Raw genomic sequence first — 20,191 nt, 5'->3', positions numbered from 1 at the left:
GCCTTCACAGTACCTTATCGATTCCACTTTCTTATACACGATCTCTTTGGACCCAACATACTAAACTGATTCATATAAGGGCGTGAAGTTAGCCGGTTTTATATACGGACTCACAAAGGGTCCCAGAGGCTGGTCGGCTTTTCTTCACTTCTACTATAAAAAAATAGTAGCACAAACCATGGCCTTGGTTTGTACTACTAATGTTAGTATGTTTTTATTTTAATGTGCCGTCGCAAGCGGCTGCTTGTGCGTTCAGAATTGTTTGCGCGACTGGCACCGGGAAGTCTTTCATTTTTTCTAATGCAATAACAAATGGTGGGTCGTTTTGTTGGTTTAGAAATTCGTATTTTAACACATGGACATATTTTTGTGGTAACTGACTAACAAAGTCGATAACAGCGTCACGTTCTTCTTTACCGCCTGGATGGCCATGGTAAATAACAAGGACAATTAATCCGCCGATTTTTAGCAGTTGCAATAAATCTTGAATTGCAAGAATCGTTGTATTTGGTTTTGTTACGATATCATGGTCACTGCCAGGCAAATAGCCAAGATTGAATATAGCAGCCGCAACTGGTTTTTGAACATGCTTGGCTATATTTTCGTGCCCCGTATGTAACACAAGGGCACGGTGTTCTAATGCATTATCTAGCAGACGGTGCAAAGTAGCATCGACTGCATTTTTTTGCACGTCAAAGGCATAAACTTGTCCGTTATCACCAACAAGTTGAGCTAAAAATAATGTATCATGGCCGTTTCCAGCCGTAGCATCGACAACAGTATCGCCTTCTTGTATCGAGTCTATTAATAATTGCTGTGCATATTGTAAGACGCGTTGAAGCTTCATTTTGTGACCTCGGCATTATAAAATTTACCTTGCCAACTGCCCCGACGTTCTAACTCTGCATCAATACCGTTCAATACTTCCCACTTATTAACACTCCACATTGGTCCAATCATTAAATCAATTGGTCCATCACCTGTTATACGATGGATAACCATTTGCGGTGGTAAAATTTCTAACTGATCTGCAACTAGTTTTGTATAAACGTCTTGATCTAAAAATTCTAGCATGCCTTTTTCATATTGCTTAACCATAGGCGTCCCTTTTAATAAATGCAGTAAATGGATTTTAATGCCTTGGACATCCAGTTTAGCTACTGCACGTGCCGTTTCCATCATCATGTCATAATCTTCAAGTGGAAGGCCGTTGATAATATGTGAGCACACACGAATCCCATGCTTACGCAGCTTTTCAACACCTTCTACATAGGTTGCATAATCATGTGCGCGATTAATCAGGTTTGCCGTTTTTTCATGGACGGTTTGTAGTCCCAGTTCAATCCATAAATAGGTGCGTTTATTTAGTTCTGCTAAATATTCTACAACATCATCTGGTAAGCAATCTGGGCGTGTTGCAATGGACAGTCCGACTACACCTTCTTGTGCTAACGCAGCCTCAAATTTTTCCTTTAAAACTGGCAGTGGCGCATGGGTATTTGTATATGCTTGGAAGTAAGCCATATACTTGCCATCTTTCCATTTTTGATGCATTTTGTCTCGAATTTCCGCAAATTGCACATCAATAGGATCGACTTTATTTCCGGCAAAGTCACCTGACCCTGCAGCACTACAAAATGTACAACCTCCGAATGCCACTGTACCATCTCGGTTCGGGCAATCAAAACCTGCATCGAGCGCTACTTTAAATACTTTATGACCGAAGTGATCACGTAAATAGCGATTCCATGTATAGTATCTTTTCCCCTCTGTGGGAAAAGGAAAGTTTGTTTCTGTCATGTATTTCACTCCTCTAACATTATATTTTATCATGTGTGTAAGGTTCCGTCATGGAGTAAGAATTTAAATAGACAGAGACAAATATTAGGCTGCTTTGTTTACTTAAATAAACAATTTATTTTTGTGGTAAAGGAACAGAACTGTTGGCTACTATAACGCATGCATAAAGCACGAAAAAACGGCTTATTTAAGAATTTTTTTGTGAAGAAAGGGTAAATTTATTTTCCTTGTACTTTTTTATTTTTCATCATAAACTAGCTATTTAGAGAAACGAAATAATGGGGGTCAAGGATATGCCAAAAAGTGTTTGGTTTTTAATTATCGGTATGCTTGTGAACACGACGGGCAACTCTTTTTTATGGCCTTTAAATGCCATTTATATGCACGATTATTTAGGGAAATCACTTGCAATGGCTGGCTTTGTTTTAATGTTGAATTCGGCTGCGGGTGTATTAGGCAATCTATTAGGTGGTTTTTTATTTGATAGAATTGGCGGCTATAAATCGATTATGCTGGGCATTTTATTGACCGTTGCTTCGTTAATAGGATTAACAATATGGCATGGCTGGCCACATTATGTTTGGTTTTTAACCATTCTTGGATTTAGTGGAGGAATTGTATTTCCAGGGATGTTTGCGTTAGCAGGAGCGGCTTGGCCTGAGGGTGGTCGTAAGGCATTTAATGCGATTTATTTAGCGCAAAATTTAGGTGTTGCCGTAGGGCCGGCATTAGCTGGGATTGTGGCGGATTATCAATTTGATTATGTGTTTGTTGTTAATTTAGCGATGTATATTTTATTTTTCTTTATCGCATTGATTACATTTAGAGGAATAGATGCCGAAAGTATTGCATTGAAAAATGTAGTAAGTGAAAGTAAACGTATTACAAATAAGGCACCATTTTATGCCTTATTAATTTTAAGTTCATCCTCCGTGTTATGCTGGCTTGCCTATTCGCAATGGAGTGCAACTATTTCATCCTATACGCAAGATTTGGGCTTAGGGTTAAAACAATATAGTTTACTTTGGACGATTAATGGGCTCCTTATTGTTGTTGGGCAACCACTAATCGCACCGCTTGTGCGCCGTTGGGAACATCAACTTAAACGTCAACTAGTATTTGGCATTACGCTTATAGCAGCGTCTTTTGGCATTGTAGCATTTGCCGGAGATTTTAAAATGTTTGCTGCTGCAATGGTTGTATTAACTTTTGGCGAAATGTTTTATACACCAGCTTTACCGACCATTGCAAATCAGCTTGCACCAAAGGGACGCGAAGGTTTTTACCAAGGTATTATTAATAGTGCGGCTACAGCAGGTCGGATGATCGGTCCATTGTTCGGCGGCATTATGGTGGATCAATTTGGTATGATTGCCCTTGTTTCAATTTTAGTAGTTATTGTATTACTAGGCATTTTCCCATGTCTGATCTATGACCGTCCATTATTGGGTGACAGGCACGCAAACAATTCTGAAAATTAAAGGCGATTTACTTAAAAGCGAATGCTATAGCATTCGCTTTTTTATTTTTTTGGATTGAAATAGTTGACGCAAAAGGATACAATCATACATATTCAAATATTTGAATATGTGAAAATGAATGATATGGGGGGATTAACGTGGAAGAAGGCTTACAACAGTTTAAAGCCGATTTTTTTAAAGCCTTAGCACACCCGTTACGGATAAGAATTCTTGAGTTATTAGTCGATGGCAAGAAAAGTGTGAATGAGATTCAAAGTTGCCTAGAAAAAGAAGGCTCGGCAGTTTCCCAGCAGTTAAGTGTTTTACGGGCAAAAAATATTGTTTATGGGACAAAAGAAGGCAAAAAAGTTTACTATTCTTTAAGTGATCCAATGATTGTTGAATTGTTGCGTGTTGCAAAAGATATCTTTGACAACCATTTAATTCATACAATTTCAAGATTAGAAGAAATGACCGTCAGTGAAAATGACGAAGAGTTAATGTAGGGGATGTAATATATTTACCACCCCTTATTGAGCTGGATTCGAAAAACTTAATTATTTCGAAGGGAAGATTATTGTATGAAATCACTGTTTACAGGTCGGTATGAAGGGTATTCAGTTGATCATTTTAAAAAGGACTTATTATCTGGAATAATTGTTGGGATTGTTGCAATTCCACTAGCGATGTCTTTTGCCATTGCTTCCGGTGTAAAACCAGAATATGGGATCTATACAGCGTGTATTGCGGGCATACTTATTTCACTATTTGGAGGTTCAAAATTCCAAATCGGTGGACCAACAGGTGCTTTTGTGCCAATTCTTTTAGGCATTGTCTTATCATATGGCTATGAAAATTTATTAATTGCGGGGTTAATGGCGGGAGTGCTGCTATGTTTAATGGGCCTTTTCAAGCTAGGTACTCTTATAAAATTTATTCCACGCCCTGTAACGATAGGCTTTACTGCGGGTATTGCGGTTATCATTTTTACTGGACAAATAGCTAATTTTTTAGGTTTAACAAATATTACACGTCATGAATATTTTATAGCAAATATGAAAGAGTTGTTCGTGCATTTAGGAACAATTAATTATTATAGTATTTTCATAGCGATTATTTGTCTTGTAATTATTCTTTTAACACCTAAATTTTTCCCAAAAGTACCTGGCGCATTAGTAGGCATTGTTGTTTCTACACTTGTTGCTACCTTCTTTTTTTCAGGACAAGTTGCAACAATTGCTACGGCTTACGGTCAAATTCCTAATACGTTACCGAAGTTTTCAATACCAGAAATCACCTTGGAACGATTGCAATTATTGATTGGACCTGCCTTTGTGATTGCCATTTTGGGCGGGATTGAGTCGCTCTTATCAGCAGTTGTTGCTGACGGTATGACCAATACGAAACATAATAGTAATCGTGAGCTTGTAGGACAGGGCATAGCGAATATTATTACACCATTATTTGGAGGGATTCCTGCTACAGGGGCGATTGCACGTACGGCAACCAATATTAAAACGGGTGCTGCAACACCAATGTCAGGTATTATTCATGGTGTGTTTGTATTAGTCACGTTATTGTTATTAGCGCCCTTTGCTTCGCATATTCCGTTAGCAAGTATGGCACCAGTACTAATGGTCGTTGCGTGGAATATGAGTGAACAAAAACATTTTGCTCATATTGTAAAAGCGAAATCTGGAGATTCACTTGTATTAATTATTACATTTTTGCTTACCGTTTTCGCTAGCCTAACGATTGCTGTTGAAGTAGGTCTTGGCTTAGCCGTTGTGTTGTTTGCCAAACGAATGAGTGAGAAGTTGGTTATAGATAAGGTATTACCAGACCATACAAAAAAGAATGGAAAGGTACAACCTTATGTTGTTAATCAAAAGCATGACTGCCCACAAATTAGTATTTATACGATTGAGGGTCCACTGTTTTTTGGTGCAGCACAAACGTTTGAAGAGACATTACTGCATTCTATGCAAGAACAACCGAGCGTCCTGATTTTACGTATGGGAAAAGTGCCATTTATGGACTCCACAGGTGAGTCCTATTTTAGCAATATTGTGGAGAACTTTACAAAGCGTGGTGGCAAGGTCTTCGTCACGGGTATACAAGAGGACTTAAAACTAGCGCTTATGCGTAATGGATTATATGCTCAAATTGGACAAGATCATTTTTTTGAACATACAGGAGAAGCTATAAATAGAGCATTGACACATTTAGATATGAATAAATGCCTTGGTTGTAAACATTTTGCCTTCCATGAATGTGCTGACTTTTCGAGTGACAGGCACGGAAAAGATTCTGACAATTGATGACGATTGAACAGAAAAGCTCCACACGATGGATTGTCGTGTGGAGCTTTTCTATTGGGGTGCTACATTACATGATTTGCTTTCATGTTCCTCACAATATTGGCAGTAAGATAGTGAGTGGCGTTGTGATGTTTGAAGAAAATAGCTGTTGAGAATACTTGTATCAAAGAAGGGGAAGTTTGAAGATATAGGATGCTTGTAGAGATAATACGAGCTATAAGGATAGTCCTCCATCTTGTCAACCATCGGGGGAGACGTTGAGATAGGATTGCGGTGAATATAGCGACTAACACTAAGCATGTCGAGTTGTGAGGGAACAAGGTCTGCAAAATATCGACTTTCATATAGATGACCGCAATAGTTGTACTTCTTTTTAAAGTAATTGCTGTAACGCCAATTAACATTGGCCATCACTTTGCCTAGTGGCACTTTGGATGAACGAATCAGCAGGTGATAGTGGTTAGTCATAACGCAATAGGCAACAATCGTAAACGAATATTTGTGATAAGCATATTGTAATACACGAAAGAAAGCTTCATAATCTGCTACATTGTGAAAAATAGTTTGACGATTGTTACCGCGTACTACTACATGATGATAATGATCTGGGGACCAAAGCCGTTTTTTTCTTGGCACACGCTATTGCCTCCTTTACTTTTTTCTTTAGCATAAAAAAGCATGTAAAGAACGTCAATTAGACGGGAGTTACGAAAGTAATGACTATTTTTATTTTTCATGTGCATAGAAGGTTGAAATGAAAAATTGTTGGTGAAAATAATCATAGAAAAAATTTTTTTGATAATTGTGTGGAAATTGTGTGCGTGCCAGGCACCATAAAAAGATGCTTGTGCTTTTCAGGACTTTCCATTAGAATAAATGCAATACATGTAAAGACATTGATGAGGAATAGTAAATTTGTGGTTCTTTTTAGAGAGCTAGCGGTTGGTGGAAGCTAGTAAGGATGCAAATTGAACTCGCCTGCTGAGTCTGCATACGTAATATGAAATTGTTACGTTTGCCGTTATTTCCGCGTTAAGGAAGCTTGAGCCGAGTGTAATCACTAATTTGGGTGGTACCGCGGGAGTTAAGAATACTCTCGTCCCTTTCTGACAAAGAAAGGGGCGAGTTTTTTTATTTTTTAAATATTTTGTCAATTCTTACGATAAGTGGTACTGCACATACTATAAGGAGGAAAAATAATGAGCTTTAATCATCAACAAATTGAAAAAAAGTGGCAACAGTATTGGGATGTCAACAAAACATTCAAAACAGAAAATGAAATGGATAAACCGAAATTTTATGCGCTTGATATGTTCCCTTACCCATCAGGAGCGGGACTTCACGTAGGACATCCAGAAGGTTATACAGCGACAGATATCCTTTCACGTTTCAAACGTATGCAAGGCTTTAATGTTCTGCATCCGATGGGATGGGATGCTTTTGGATTACCTGCCGAGCAATATGCACTTGATACTGGGAATGACCCAGCAGAATTTACAGCAAAAAATATTGCGACATTTAAACGTCAAATTCAAGAGTTAGGCTTTAGTTATGACTGGGATCGTGAAATTAACACTACAGATCCAGAATACTACAAATGGACACAATGGATTTTCATTCAATTATATAAAAAGGGCTTAGCTTATGTAGATGAAGTGGCGGTAAACTGGTGCCCAGCTTTAGGTACAGTGCTAGCGAATGAAGAAGTTATCGATGGGAAGTCTGAACGTGGCGGACATCCAGTAGAACGTCGTCCAATGAAACAATGGATGCTTAGAATTACAGCTTATGCGGATCGTTTAATCGACGATTTAGAAGAAGTAGATTGGCCAGAATCCATTAAAGACATGCAACGTAACTGGATTGGCCGTTCAGAGGGTGCAGAAGTAACATTTAGCATCGATGGGTCGGACAAAAACTTTACGGTATTTACAACACGCCCTGATACGCTATTCGGTGCAACATATACAGTGCTTGCGCCAGAGCATAAACTAGTGGCTGAAATTACAACAGCTGAACAACAAGCTGCTGTCAATGCATATCTTGAAAAAGTAAAAATGAAATCAGACTTAGAGCGTACAGATTTAGCCAAAGAAAAAACAGGTGTATTTACAGGCGCTTATGCAGTAAATCCGATTAACGGCAAAAAAGTACCGATTTGGATTGCTGATTATGTGCTAGCTACGTACGGAACTGGTGCGATTATGGCTGTTCCTGCGCATGACGAACGTGATTATGAATTTGCTAAAGAGTTTGGTTTAGACATCGTTGCTGTACTTGAAGGTGGAGATATCGACAAAGAAGCATTTACAGGTGACGGTCAGCACATTAACTCTGATTTCCTTGATGGTTTAAATAAAGCAGATGGTATTGCTAAGGCGATTGAATGGTTAGAGGAAAAAGGTGTAGGGGAGAAAAAGATATCTTATCGTCTTCGTGACTGGCTATTCTCTCGTCAACGTTATTGGGGTGAGCCAATCCCAATGATCCATTGGGAAGATGGTACAACAACTCCAGTGCCAGAAGCAGAGTTACCATTAATGCTTCCAAAAACAGATAATATTCGTCCATCTGGAACAGGGGAATCACCATTAGCGAATATTACGGATTGGGTAAATGTTGTAAATCATGAAACAGGCAAAAAAGGTCGTCGTGAAACCAATACAATGCCACAATGGGCAGGTTCTAGCTGGTACTTCCTACGATATATTGACCCTAACAACAAAGAAGCAATTGCTGATCCAGAGTTACTAAAACGTTGGTTACCAGTTGATATTTATATTGGTGGAGCAGAGCATGCCGTATTGCATTTACTATACGCGCGCTTCTGGCACAAAGTACTATACGATTTAGGGGTAGTGCACACGAAAGAGCCATTCCAAAAATTATTTAACCAAGGTATGATTCTTGGTGAAGGTAATGAAAAAATGTCTAAATCAAAAGGTAATGTCGTGAACCCTGATGAAATCATAGAGTCACACGGTGCAGATACACTACGACTTTATGAAATGTTTATGGGTCCATTAGAGGCTTCAGTTGCATGGTCTACTAATGGTTTAGACGGTGCTCGTCGTTTCTTAGACCGCATCTGGCGTTTGTTTGTCAACGAAGAAGAAGGTACGCTATCAGCGAAAGTGCAAACTTCAGACGATAAGTTTTTAGAAAAGTCATATCACCAAACAGTGAAAAAAGTGACAGAAGACTACGAAGGGATTCGCTTCAATACTGCTATTTCACAAATGATGGTCTTTATTAATGACTGCTACAAAGCAGAAGTACTTCCAACAGCCTATGCTGAAGGATTTGTGAAAATACTAGCACCAATCGCTCCGCATATTGCTGAAGAGCTATGGCAACTATTAGGTCATGAAAATACATTATCTTATGAAGAATGGCCAGCGTATGATGAGTCTAAGCTTGTGGACGATGAAGTGGAAGTTGCTGTTCAAGTGGCAGGTAAAGTACGTGCGAAAATTATCGTAGCAAAAGATGCTTCAAAAGAAGAAATTGAAAAAGTAGCATTAGCCGATGAAAAAGTACAAGAATATATGGCGGGCAAAGACTTGGTGAAAATTATTGTTATCCCAGGAAAGCTTGTTAATATTGTTGTTAAATAATTAAACAAAGAGCCGTGAAATACGTTGTAATAAGCGTACTTCACGGCTTTTTTTATAAATGTCGTTGGGAATAGGAACATTACATGCATTGGATGAACGATGGATGGATAGAGGGATTGGGCGGAAAGGAAGCGAACAGCAACCTGCTAACAATATAATGGGAAGAAAAGATGGCAGGGGTTCAACCTATGATAGATGCTACATCGAATGTAGCCCAATTATGAAGTACAAGCATCAGCGCCAACAGATTAATCATATAGAGCGGAAAATATGGCACAAGCATGCAACCCAAAATAGCAATGTTTATAAGTTAACGTCAGTTATGGGCGAAATAGAAAACAGCTCTAAGCAAATTAAAATATAAGAAATAGGGACGATTCTAAAGTTTTAAAACGATGCTACGAAAAAAGTGTCCAAAACAGGGGCACTTTTTTTGTTAAAGTGAAACCAACTTTAAAAATTTTACGACTATAGGATGAATGAATAAAGGAGGGGCTCTAGTGAGTGAGCATTTAACAGCCATTATGGAAGAGCACGGCGAGTATTGCCTTCGTGTGGCCTATTTATATGTACGAGACTGGTCGATTGCAGAAGAAATCGTACAGGATGTATTTCTCGCCTACTATTTGCAACAGCATCGCTTTGAACAAAGAGCTTCGCTTAAAACTTATTTAGTAAAAATTACAGTACATAAAAGTCATGATTATTTAAGAAGCTGGAAAAATAAACGCCATCAATTATTTAGCAAATTTCATTTTGGTATTAGTAAAAGAACGCCAGAAAGTGATGTTATTAAAGCAGCGGAACGAGTTACATTGCAAGCAGCATTATTTGAGTTACCTATTACTTATCGAGAAGTATTGATTCTTTATTATTATCAGGAATTAAAAGTACGTGAAATTGCAGAGGTACTAGGTAATACAGAAAATACTGTGAAAACTAGGTTACGTAGAGCGAGACAACTGTTACAAAACAAACTCGAACGAAGCGATTGGGAGGTGCTAGGCGATGACATCTTTTAAAAAAAAGCTGAATGAGGAAATAGGCGAAACACCGCGTTTTACGAAAGGATTAAAGGAGCGCATTGTGCACCAAGCCGCACAACAACAGTACAAACAAAATAGCAAATGGCAATATCCTGCAATAATTGTAGGGATAATGGTGACGCTACTTTTTTTGATTGCGAGTGGGCCATGGCAGCAAACGGAATATGTACAGCATGCCTCAATTGTTGAACTAGCGCAAGATGAAGAAATACAGCAGTTGTCAATTGCACAAAATTGGTATGAAGATTCATTTAAAGCGGGGAGAACAGGTTGGGTAATAGGGCAACAAGAGTACGCAAAAGGGACTGAGACAAAGCTGTTTGAGAACATGCTTCAAAAGGCAGTGGTAAGACAAAAATCAGAGGAGTATTACTTGATTAATAATTTATGGATAGAATTTAGTAATGGGCAAGTGGTAAAGCTCCAGATGTTTAAAAGTGATGACAAATTTGCCTTTCTCGATATAAAAACCAATAAATTTTATGAGGTCAATGATGGGGAGGCTATATCCGCATTTACAGACTTTAATTTTAAGAAATTGGACTTTAACTTTTTGGTCTTTCTCGTATGGATTGGTTTCATTTGGCTAGGGGCTTGGGTAGCGGAGAGAGCCGTTCGCTGGAAATTCCATATTCCAAAAGAGCCGAAGTATGTAAGTGACAATCATAAGAAAGTCGTATATCTTAATAAGTTTATCAATGTAATTGTGCTATGTATATTTAACTTAAAATCATGGATTATATTTATTGCTGCTGACTTTGTGCTCATTTTAGTTATATTGTTACCTAATTTAGCAATCGAATATTATTTTGGCAGACATGAAAAAAGACATTACGTAGCATTAACAACTACAACTTACACAACTATTATATTTATCGTTTTCCTTATTTGGATTTTTTAAGTGTCAGGCACCTAAACGAATTCGAAAATTCAGAATAGTTTCGGTGCCTGGCACGTTATTTCATTTGTTCTGGTAGCCAAAGTGATATTTGTGGAAGAATGATAACGAGTGCTAAGAACACAATCATTAATATAATAAATGGAATAACTCCTTTGACTACTTCTCCGAGTTTTTCCTTCGCAATACCACTTACTACAAAGAGATTTAGACCGACAGGAGGTGTAATCATACCAAGCTCCATATTGATTGTCATAATAATCGCAAAGTGAATAAGGTTGATATCAAAATGAACAAGGATTGGTAGCAAGATTGGTAGCGTTATGAGAATAATGGATACTGCTTCTAAGAACATCCCCATGATAAAGAATAAAATATTGACGATAATCATGAAAATCCATTTGTTCAAGTCACTTTCCGCAATCCAAGCACCAACTTGTTGAGGAACTTGTGCGTTCGTTAAATATAAACCGAATAAAGACGCAGCACCGATAATTAAGAAAATCATCGCTGTAATATTAATAGACTCTACTAATACTTCACGGAAGTCTTTTAACTTCATTTCACGATAGATAAATAGTGACACGACTAATCCGTAAAATACTGCAATCACAGCAGATTCAGTAGGTGTGACAACGCCAGAATAGATCGTTCCTAAAATTAAAAACGGTAAGAAGCCACCCCAAATGGCCTTTAGTGATTTCCGCCAGCGTTCTTCCCAAGATGCCGGCTCATCGCCTTTAAACCCATTGCGTTTTGCATAGAAGATAGCAGCAACGATTAAAATACCAGTTAACGCAAGACCTGGAATAACTCCAGCCATAAATAATTCACCGATAGATTGCTCGGAAGTTATACCATAAATGATTAAAGGAACACTTGGAGGAATTAAAATGCCTAGTGTACCACCAGCAGCTACAAGTCCCATAGAGTAACGCTTTTTATAGCCAGCTGAAATCATGGCAGGAATCATAATGGAACCGATAGCAGCAGCCGTAGCAGGGGAAGAACCCGAAATGGCTGCGAATATCGCACAGGCAACAATGGTTACAACTGCGAGACCGCCAGGAAGATGTCCAATCCAAGCGCGTAATGCTTCTATTAAATACTTAGAAATGCCCCCACGTGCCATAAGTACACCTGCAAGAACGAATCCCGGAATAGCCATCATCGGGAATGAATCGAGAGCTGTGAAAATACGCTGTGGAATCATATTCATATTGAAATCAATTTGGAAGAACACTAAAATCGTTGAAAGCGCTAAGCTGACTGCGACAGGTACACGTAAAAATAATAAAATAAAGAAACTAAGTAAGAGGATTAGCATATTCTTCGTCCTTTCCTCTTAAAATATTGACTAATCTTTCTACAAATCGTAGTAAAAATAATACACCTGAAATCGGCAATACTAAGTAGACTACCCACATAGGAATGCCGATGTCTAGTGATACCATACCTGATGTATAGCGGTTTTCAACTAAAATAAATCCATAGTACGTATAAATGAAACAAAAGACGATGCTTAAGCATGTTGCCACTAAATCTAAAATTCGTTTCTGGGATGGTTTTAATTTATCGTATAAAATATCTACTTGAATGTGCTGATTGTGACGAAGTGCTAAACCAAAGCCAAGAAATGTTCCCCAAATAATTGCGTAACGTGCTAATTCTTCTACCCAAGCTTGGGGTTCATTAAAAATATAACGCATCATTACACCGTAGAAGATCAGTGCAATACCAGCTACGAAAAAGAATCCAGCAAGGATTTCCTCTAGATACCCCCATAGTTTATGTAAAATATTCATGCGGATGCCTCCTTAAAATATGATAATAGTATTTTCCGATTTATAAAGTAAAACGAGAATTCATTCTTTCTATCAATTTTTCAAAATATTGTAAGCGATTTACTTTAAGAAAAAGAGTGAGTGTCGATAAGTCATCGACACTCAATTTAAAGCACTTATTTTAAATCACGAATACCATTAATTAAATCTTCAGTAATCGCTTTGCCAAACTCTTCGTAAACGGGTTCAAGTTCAGCTTTGATAGCCTCTTTTTGAGCAGCTGTTAATTCAACCACTTCAATGCCAGAGTTCTTAATGTTTTCATACGATTTTGCGTTTTCTTCAGCAGCTAAATCCCAAGCTAACGTTGTAGCCTCATCTAAAGAATCTTCAACCGCTTTTAATAAATCGCTAGGAATTTTATCCCAGAAAGGTTTGTTCACAAAGATAGCGTAGTCAAGACGACCGTGTTCAGATACAGAGAAGTACTTTTGAACTTCTTGGTATTTTTGAGTATCGAAGTTGTTGAACGTATTTTCTTGTCCATCTACAGTTCCTTGTTGCAGAGCAGCGTAGGTTTCACCGAATGAAATCGTGGCTGAGCCAGCATGTAAAGCTTTAAATTGTGCTTCAAGAACTTTCCCTGCTTGTGCACGGAATTTTAAACCTTTAAAATCTTCAACATTTACAAGTGGGTGTTTGTTATTTGAAAAATGTTTAAAGCCATTTTCCCAGAATACTAAACCTTTAATATCATTTGCCGCTAATTGATCGGATTCAAGAATGGTTTTTGCTACGTCAGAATCAAAGAATTTACGAACATGCTCTTCGTTTTCAAAAAGGTAAGGCATGTCTACGTATTGCCAACGAGGGTCAATTTTCACCATTTTTGTAACAGATGGAGCAATCATATGTACGTTTCCAGATACTAATGCATCCAGTTCATCATTATCGCCATATAATTGAGAAGAAGGATAAACTTCAACTTTCACTTTCCCGTCAGTTTTCTCCTCAACTAATTTTGCAAAAGCATCGGCAGCTTTTCCTTTAACACTGTCAATTGATGTAACGTGAGAAAATTTAATAACAAGCGGTTTATCTTTTGTATAACCACCATCACCTTCAGCTGCTGGAGCAGAGGCTGTTTCTTTTTTGTCGCCACCACACGCGGCTAATGCTAGTACAAGCACAGCCATCAGTGACATAAGAAGCCATTTTTTCATGTCAAATCCCCCTTAAAGTTTTGATTATAGTTGAAAGGATCCCCTTTAAACCCAAGTTAATGACGTGATTGGTTTTTTGGAAGTGCAAGTATATATTTCTTGCTATAGTTATTTGCGTAATACTCATACACTGGTTCAAATGCAGATTCCCATTGCTGAACATCTTCATCTGTAAAGTAATGAATATTGATACAACTACAAGCTTCCATTTCTTGCAAACGTTCTGTTGTGAGATTTTCTGCCAGTTGCCATTCCCATTCTTGTACCTCTGCAAGCGTTTCAATAAGCAATGTTTGAACATCCTTCGGTAAGGATTGCCAGAACTCATTGTTCATCAGTAGCAAATAACCTAAATAACCATGATTACTAATGCTTAAGTAGTCTTGTAAGGAATGGAGATTTTTACTTGTAATATTTGTTAAAGTATTTTCCTGTCCATCTACATTGCCTTTTTGTAGTTGATGGAAGACCGTGTTGAAATCTATGCGTTTTGGATAGGCACCAACACTTGAAAATTGCTCTGCTAAAATATCACTTGGCATGATGCGCATTCGTAAGTCTTTTAAGTCAGAGACATCTTGGATAGGGCGGATACTGTTACTCAATTGTTTGAATCCACTATCCCAAACACCCATTGAAAACAGATTATGGTCATTTAATTTTTTCATTAATGATTGACCTACTTCACTATCAATGTATGAATGTACTTCTTCGGCATTTTTAAATGCATAGGGTAAGTCCATCACTGACCATTCGGGAACGAGTGTAGTGATTTTTGAAATGGCTGGTGCAATCATTTGAATATCTCCACGTAAAAGTGCATTCATTTCTTCACCGTCTTTATAAAGAACACCATTTGGAAAGACTTGAATTTCTACATGACCATTACTTCGTTGTTTAATGAGCTCGGCAAACTTTACTGCCGCCATTCCCTTTGGTGTGTTTTCACCAACTACATGTGAAAAGCGAATAACAATTTGTTCTTCATGACTTAATTGCTCATTGTCTGTAGGGTAATCTTGTTGCTGACAGGAAACTAACAGCGCTGTCAGTAGAATGAGAACGCTCACAAATTGTTTGAGAATACGATTGCGCCACATATAAATTCACCTCTAATCTATTGAAGATGTGAACGCTTTTTATTGTATTGTATTTATTGAAATACTCAATATTATGGTATTAATGAACATTTTGGTATTTATGGTATATAACAATTTATTATTTTAATAAACTGTTACAAAACAGAGGACGTACTTATTTTTTATGTCTAGGTAAGTGAATTGAAATGCTTTAATGCTAAAAAACTTCTCCAAAGAAAAGAATCTGCACGTCTTGCATGGGAAACGATAGCATAGCAAAATCCTGAAGAGAACGTGGATATTGCTATGCTTGTTGCTTACCCACAAAAAGCGAGCAGATTCTTATTCATTGCTATTAGTAATCAGAAACGTGGAGAAATTGCGCAGGATGCCATTATTTAATGGAATAGTATTTTGTAGGCCGTCCAACAGCTCCGTATTTTAATTCGATTTGCACTGTACCTTTTGTTGCTAAAAAGTCTAGGTACTTGCGGACAGTTACTCTCGCCATGCCAACATTTTGTGCTAGCTGTTCAGAAGTAATAGGTGCTTGAAGTGTTGTTAAGTAACCTAAAATTTGTTCCATTGTAATGTTGTTCAAGCCTTTAGGCAGTTCAAGCATTTCGTGCTGGATGCCTAACCACTGATCAATATCCTCTTGGTTAATTGTCGTGGTGCTTAGTAAACTTTTTGTAGCGTTTCGATATTGTTGTAAAGCTTTTTCGAAGCGATCAAAACGAAATGGTTTTATAAGATAATCGATTGCACCAAGTCGAAGGGATTCTTGTACAGTAGGTGCATCACGAGCAGCTGTAATCATAATAATATCGGATGGAATACGCTGCGCCCGAATTTTTAAAAACAATTCCATTCCCGTCATATCTGGTAAGAACATATCAAGTAAAATGAGATTAGGTTTTTGAATAATGATTTTTTCGTAGGCATCACGTCCGTTGACAGCCTCTCCGATAAGCTGAAAACCAGTCATTTTATTTAAAAACCCTTTGTTAACCTCAAGCACCATTGGATCATCTTCTACGATAAAAACTGTGAGTTTGCTCATTGTTCGTCCATCACCCCTATATTAATTGTAATTGTTGTACCAACATGAACAGTGGATTCTACTTGAATCGTCCCCTTATTGGATTCGACAATTTGTTTGACAAGTGCAAGTCCAATACCGTGTCCATCTTTTTGTTTCGTACTAAATCCGTATTCAAAAATACGCTGTGGTACGCCTTCGATTCCTTTACCACTGTCCTGCACTTCTATAATTAAAAAGTGCTTATCCCCAATGATCGTTAAGTGAACATCTTTATGTGGACATTCGAAGCAAGCTTCCATTGCATTGTCCAGTAAGTTGCCGATAATGGTGATAATGTCACCACACGATAAACCACTCATAAAATCCACAAGGTTGGAATCTTCATCAATTGTTAGTTCCACTCCTAGTTCCTTAGCACGTGAGTATTTGCCAAGCAATAAGCCTTGAATTGAATAATCTTGAAATTTATCATGCAAACTTTGAATGATTTCCTCTTCATCTGTAATTTCATCGATAATGAGGCTTAATGCATCATCATTTCGTTCTAATTGGATAAGCCCTGCAATACTATGGAGACGGTTCATATATTCGTGTTGCTGTGCTCGCAAAGAATCAACAAGCATTTTAATACCCGTTAATTCTTCGGCAAGCATATTTGCTTCTTTGCGGTCGGTTAACATGATGAGATATCCGGCATTTTGCTCCATAATCCGAATTGGAAATGTTCGAACTAAATACATTTGGTCGAACATTAACAGTGGTCGATAGATTTCGTGCTGTTGAATAGTATCCTCTGCCAGCCAAGTGTTTTTAAATAATGCTTTTCTGGAAACTTTATGCCCAAAGAAATGCGTATATTGCCTAGCTAATCGGTTAATAAATGTTACATTCCCGCTTTCGTCAGTCGCCAAAATACCAATATCCATCGCTTGAATAATGCCTGAGCGTTCTTCTACTAGCCGAGCAATTTCATAAGGTTCCAAATTCAATGTTTGGCGCTTTAAATGGTTAGCAACCCATACAGACCCCCCTAAACCAATTACCAGCCCCCAAAAAAGGGAGACTAAAATATCAAATTGATATTGGTCTAAAAGGTTATACCATTTTGGTGCCAGTAGCCCAACAGTAATAACGCCAACTTGTTTTGTACCTTCCTCATTCATTATTGGTACGAATGCTCGTATGGAATAGCCAAGGACACCGTGCGCCTTTGATATGTACTCATGCTGTGAAAAAGCTTCTATTTCATCGCCACCTTCAAAAACGGTACCTAGCTTACTTTCAGATGGATGGGAGTATCGAATACGTTTCATATCAATGATCACAATGTAATCAACATCCGTTGTTAATCGGATGCGTTCTGCAATGGGTTGAATAACTTCAAAACCCTCTTTTGTGCCTACATTTTTTTGTACTTCTGTCAGCTGCGAAACCGTTCGTGCTATAGCTATTGCACGGGCACCGAATTCTTTTTCCAAAGCGCCAGCTAGATTATGAATCATAATTGCACCACTCGTCGTGATAGAAAAAATAACAATTATGAACGAAAAGATAAACATTTTTAGTCGCAACGATATGTTTTTCATAAGTATGTAAAAGGAATGCTAAAATGGCAGCCTTTTATCATTTCATCACCTCTGTTATTGAAGATTTCGCTAAGTAAGTGCAGTATGTAGAGTAGCACACCTATTTTTCTAACAATGAACTAGGACTATCATTTTATAATAAAGTAACATAAAAGAATAGCTTGTTGTAATACAATTCAGCTTAAAAGTATTCATTTCAATGGTGTACTATAACAATTTACATATACGTTCTCTATGAAAAAATGAAAAAAGTCGGAAGTGCTATGAAGGTTTTGTTGTTCTATTATTTGTAGCGTGTTTTCGGTAAATCAAAAAATTTATATTTGAATAATAAAAAATAATAGGCAATTTATCTTGAAAAGGTCGTTATACATATCGTTTGTGTAAATTAATTTACATTTTAAATGCTTACTGGAGGATTTTACATATGTTGTGATAGCTTGATTTCTTTTGCGCAAAGAAAATTTGCTTCAATAAGGTTTTAAAATTCTCTTTTGTTCTTAATATTTCTGTCTATCAATTATTTGTATTTTCTAACCCTTTACGTCTATAGGTTTTGTATCTAGTAGCAGTGTCGGAGAATACATGCCTTAATATGTGAAAATATGCACAAATTTAAATATTTTAAAATAATTTATTTAGCGTAAATAAGTACGGTAGAAAAATAATAATAGCTAAAATATGTTGGTGATATTGTTTGATAAACGCCTTTTTTCTTAGGGACTGTAAGGATTTCGATGTTTTTGATATGCATTGACTAGTAGAAAACTTTTTGGAGAAATAATATTTTTTAGAAAAACATCTTGCATTCGAATAATTATAAGTGGTAAATTGTTTTACATGGACGTTCATAGAATTTTCACAGGTAGCAAAAGAGGGGAGAAATGAGAATTTATGAATAAAAATAGATGGTTAATTGCATTATCTGCAATCGCTATTCACCTTTCCATTGGTGGAGCCTATGCATACAGTGTATACAAGCTGCCGATTGTCACAGAAATGGGATGGAGTGAAACAAAGGTTACGATAGCCTTTACAATTATGATGGGGCTTGCTGGTTTTTCAGCAGCGTTATTTGGTAGTTTAGTAGAAAAAATGGGTCCGCGTAAATCGGCTATGGTAGCAGCAGTGCTGTTTGGAGCAGGACAAGCTGGTGCAGGTGTTGCAATCTCTATGGATTCTGTCACTTTATACTGGTTAACTTACGGCTTACTTAGTGGTTTAGGTATGGGGATTGGTTATATCGCACCTGTCTCTACATTAGTAAAGTGGTTCCCAGACCGTCGCGGTTTAGCTACAGGTATGGCTGTACTAGGATTTGGATCGGGAGCATTAATTACTGCACCGGTAGCAGCAAACTTAATGGAAGCAGTCGGAATTTCTACAACTTACTTTATTTTAGGGGCAAGTTACTTCACGTTAATGATTTTAGGGGCTTCTTATATAGCGCCGCCAAAACCAGGTTTTATGCCTGCGAATATGAAAGCGGCAGCAGAAAAAGGCAAGGATGTAGTGAAAAAAGATTTAGCAGTAATGTCAGCTCGTGAAGCTGTGAAAACAAAGCATTTCTGGATGTTATGGTCCATGCATTTAGTCAATGTAACTGCGGGTATTATGATGATTTCTGTTGCATCTCCGATGGCGCAGGAAATTGTAGGTTTATCAGTTGCAGGTGCTGCAGCAATGGTAGGCGTTATGGGATTATTCAATGGTGGTGGTCGCTTAATTTGGGCTGCTGTGTCGGATTATATTGGTCGTTCAAACGTCTTTGTAATATTCTTTACAGCACAACTTATTACATTTATCGTATTGCCACATACGACAAACGTTATTATTTTCCAAGCACTTATTTTCTTAGTCGTTAGTTGTTACGGTGGCGGTTTCTCAAACTTACCTGCATTCGCAAGTGATCTATTTGGTACGAAGCAACTTGGTGTTATCCACGGTTATTTACTAACAACTTGGTCTTTAGGTGGCGTTTTTGGTCCACTTCTAGTGAGCGCTATTAAAAATGCTTATGATAGTTACATTCCTGTATTCTATGTATTTGCAGGTTTAATTGCCATTTCCTTAATTATTTCATTAACGCTACGTGCAGATGTGCGTAAACAAACAGCGTTAAAAACAGCAGAGCAAAAGGTTGGAGACGTCTCCGCTACACGATAATTTTTACTTTCAATTCGCACTTGAAAAGTATAGCCGTATTAGTGTCATTTCGCATATGACGCTAATGCGGTTTTTTATTTGTAGCAATTGTTATACAACACTTGATTAATCTTCGTCTAACATATAACAGCTCATGTTTGATGTCAATAAGATTATGGTAAATAAA

At 37.6% G+C, this 20,191-nt stretch carries 17 protein-coding genes and 1 other annotated feature; of the genes, 8 read left to right on the top strand and 9 right to left on the bottom strand.

The window, feature by feature from the left end:
- Positions 1 to 214: 214 nt before the first annotated feature.
- The gene (locus C9J37_RS09285; protein ID WP_107895101.1) at positions 215 to 847 is read right to left on the bottom strand and encodes a tRNA 5-(aminomethyl)-2-thiouridylate-methyltransferase MnmM; all 633 of its coding nucleotides are present in this window, start codon (positions 845 to 847) and stop codon (positions 215 to 217) included.
- Positions 844 to 1,800 carry a tRNA modification radical SAM protein MnmL/YtqA gene (locus tag C9J37_RS09280; RefSeq protein WP_024363708.1) on the bottom strand — a complete coding sequence of 319 codons (957 nt, stop codon included), beginning with the start codon at positions 1,798 to 1,800 and terminating at the stop codon, positions 844 to 846. Before C9J37_RS09280 ends, C9J37_RS09285 begins: the two co-directional genes overlap by 4 nt.
- 293 nt (positions 1,801 to 2,093) lie before the next feature.
- On the opposite strand from C9J37_RS09280, the gene C9J37_RS09275 reads away from it, so the two are divergent.
- The 3 genes from C9J37_RS09275 (at position 2,094) to C9J37_RS09265 (ending at position 5,581) form a co-directional block, all read left to right on the top strand.
- Positions 2,094 to 3,281 (top strand): MDR family MFS transporter, encoded by a 1,188-nt coding sequence (locus C9J37_RS09275; RefSeq protein WP_107895100.1) that lies wholly within the window; start codon positions 2,094 to 2,096, stop codon positions 3,279 to 3,281.
- A 137-nt stretch (positions 3,282 to 3,418) separates the two neighbouring features.
- On the top strand, positions 3,419 to 3,766 hold the full coding sequence (locus tag C9J37_RS09270) for an ArsR/SmtB family transcription factor (RefSeq protein WP_107895099.1): 348 nt from the start codon (positions 3,419 to 3,421) through the stop codon (positions 3,764 to 3,766).
- A gap of 75 nt (positions 3,767 to 3,841) precedes the next feature.
- Entirely contained in the window at positions 3,842 to 5,581 is a 1,740-nt protein-coding gene (locus tag C9J37_RS09265; RefSeq protein WP_107895098.1) for a SulP family inorganic anion transporter, read from the top strand.
- Positions 5,582 to 5,632: 51 nt separating this feature from the next.
- Here the strand turns inward: C9J37_RS09265 and C9J37_RS09260 are convergent, their stop codons facing one another.
- Positions 5,633 to 6,217, bottom strand: a complete 585-nt coding sequence (locus C9J37_RS09260) for a transposase (RefSeq protein ID WP_235617068.1) — start codon at positions 6,215 to 6,217, stop codon at positions 5,633 to 5,635.
- 251 nt (positions 6,218 to 6,468) lie between these two features.
- Positions 6,469 to 6,688 (top strand) — a binding site (T-box leader).
- Between the two features lie 92 nt (positions 6,689 to 6,780).
- Between C9J37_RS09260 and leuS the strand changes: the two genes are divergently transcribed.
- The 4 genes from leuS to C9J37_RS09240 all read left to right on the top strand — a co-directional run bounded on the left by leuS (position 6,781) and on the right by C9J37_RS09240 (position 11,145).
- Positions 6,781 to 9,198 carry a leucine--tRNA ligase gene (gene leuS, locus C9J37_RS09255; RefSeq protein WP_107895097.1) on the top strand — a complete coding sequence of 806 codons (2,418 nt, stop codon included), beginning with the start codon at positions 6,781 to 6,783 and terminating at the stop codon, positions 9,196 to 9,198.
- Between the two features lie 103 nt (positions 9,199 to 9,301).
- Positions 9,302 to 9,562 carry a hypothetical protein gene (locus C9J37_RS09250; protein ID WP_107895096.1) on the top strand — a complete coding sequence of 87 codons (261 nt, stop codon included), beginning with the start codon at positions 9,302 to 9,304 and terminating at the stop codon, positions 9,560 to 9,562.
- 136 nt (positions 9,563 to 9,698) lie between these two features.
- Positions 9,699 to 10,220: a sigma-70 family RNA polymerase sigma factor gene (locus C9J37_RS09245; protein ID WP_107895095.1), complete on the top strand. Its 522-nt coding sequence runs from the start codon at positions 9,699 to 9,701 to the stop codon at positions 10,218 to 10,220.
- Positions 10,207 to 11,145 (top strand): hypothetical protein, encoded by a 939-nt coding sequence (locus tag C9J37_RS09240; protein WP_107895094.1) that lies wholly within the window; start codon positions 10,207 to 10,209, stop codon positions 11,143 to 11,145. Before C9J37_RS09245 ends, C9J37_RS09240 begins: the two co-directional genes overlap by 14 nt.
- Before the next feature lie 55 nt (positions 11,146 to 11,200).
- Here C9J37_RS09240 and C9J37_RS09235 read toward each other — a convergent pair whose 3' ends face one another.
- From C9J37_RS09235 to C9J37_RS09210, 6 genes are all read right to left on the bottom strand, one after another.
- The gene (locus C9J37_RS09235; RefSeq protein ID WP_069513873.1) at positions 11,201 to 12,469 is read right to left on the bottom strand and encodes a TRAP transporter large permease; all 1,269 of its coding nucleotides are present in this window, start codon (positions 12,467 to 12,469) and stop codon (positions 11,201 to 11,203) included.
- A complete protein-coding gene (locus C9J37_RS09230) occupies positions 12,450 to 12,947 on the bottom strand; it encodes a TRAP transporter small permease (protein ID WP_024363727.1) in 498 nt (165 codons plus the stop codon). Before C9J37_RS09230 ends, C9J37_RS09235 begins: the two co-directional genes overlap by 20 nt.
- A gap of 155 nt (positions 12,948 to 13,102) precedes the next feature.
- Positions 13,103 to 14,149 carry a DctP family TRAP transporter solute-binding subunit gene (locus C9J37_RS09225; RefSeq protein ID WP_107895093.1) on the bottom strand — a complete coding sequence of 349 codons (1,047 nt, stop codon included), beginning with the start codon at positions 14,147 to 14,149 and terminating at the stop codon, positions 13,103 to 13,105.
- Between the two features lie 56 nt (positions 14,150 to 14,205).
- Positions 14,206 to 15,249, bottom strand: coding sequence for a DctP family TRAP transporter solute-binding subunit (locus C9J37_RS09220; protein WP_107895092.1), 1,044 nt, complete (start codon positions 15,247 to 15,249; stop codon positions 14,206 to 14,208).
- Positions 15,250 to 15,622: 373 nt separating this feature from the next.
- Complete coding sequence (locus C9J37_RS09215; protein ID WP_107895091.1) at positions 15,623 to 16,291, bottom strand: response regulator; 669 nt, start codon at positions 16,289 to 16,291, stop codon at positions 15,623 to 15,625.
- Positions 16,288 to 17,775 carry an ATP-binding protein gene (locus tag C9J37_RS09210; RefSeq protein WP_107895090.1) on the bottom strand — a complete coding sequence of 496 codons (1,488 nt, stop codon included), beginning with the start codon at positions 17,773 to 17,775 and terminating at the stop codon, positions 16,288 to 16,290. The genes C9J37_RS09215 and C9J37_RS09210 overlap by 4 nt, the downstream gene beginning before the upstream one ends.
- 978 nt (positions 17,776 to 18,753) lie before the next feature.
- Here C9J37_RS09210 and C9J37_RS09205 point away from each other — a divergent pair.
- Entirely contained in the window at positions 18,754 to 20,025 is a 1,272-nt protein-coding gene (locus C9J37_RS09205; RefSeq protein ID WP_024363732.1) for an L-lactate MFS transporter, read from the top strand.
- Positions 20,026 to 20,191 lie beyond the last annotated feature (166 nt).

The organism is Lysinibacillus mangiferihumi, assembly GCF_003049665.1.
Lineage (GTDB): Bacteria > Bacillota > Bacilli > Bacillales_A > Planococcaceae > Lysinibacillus > Lysinibacillus mangiferihumi.
The sequence above is the reverse complement of the archived record's forward strand: the minus strand, read 5'-3'. Positions and strand labels throughout refer to the sequence as shown.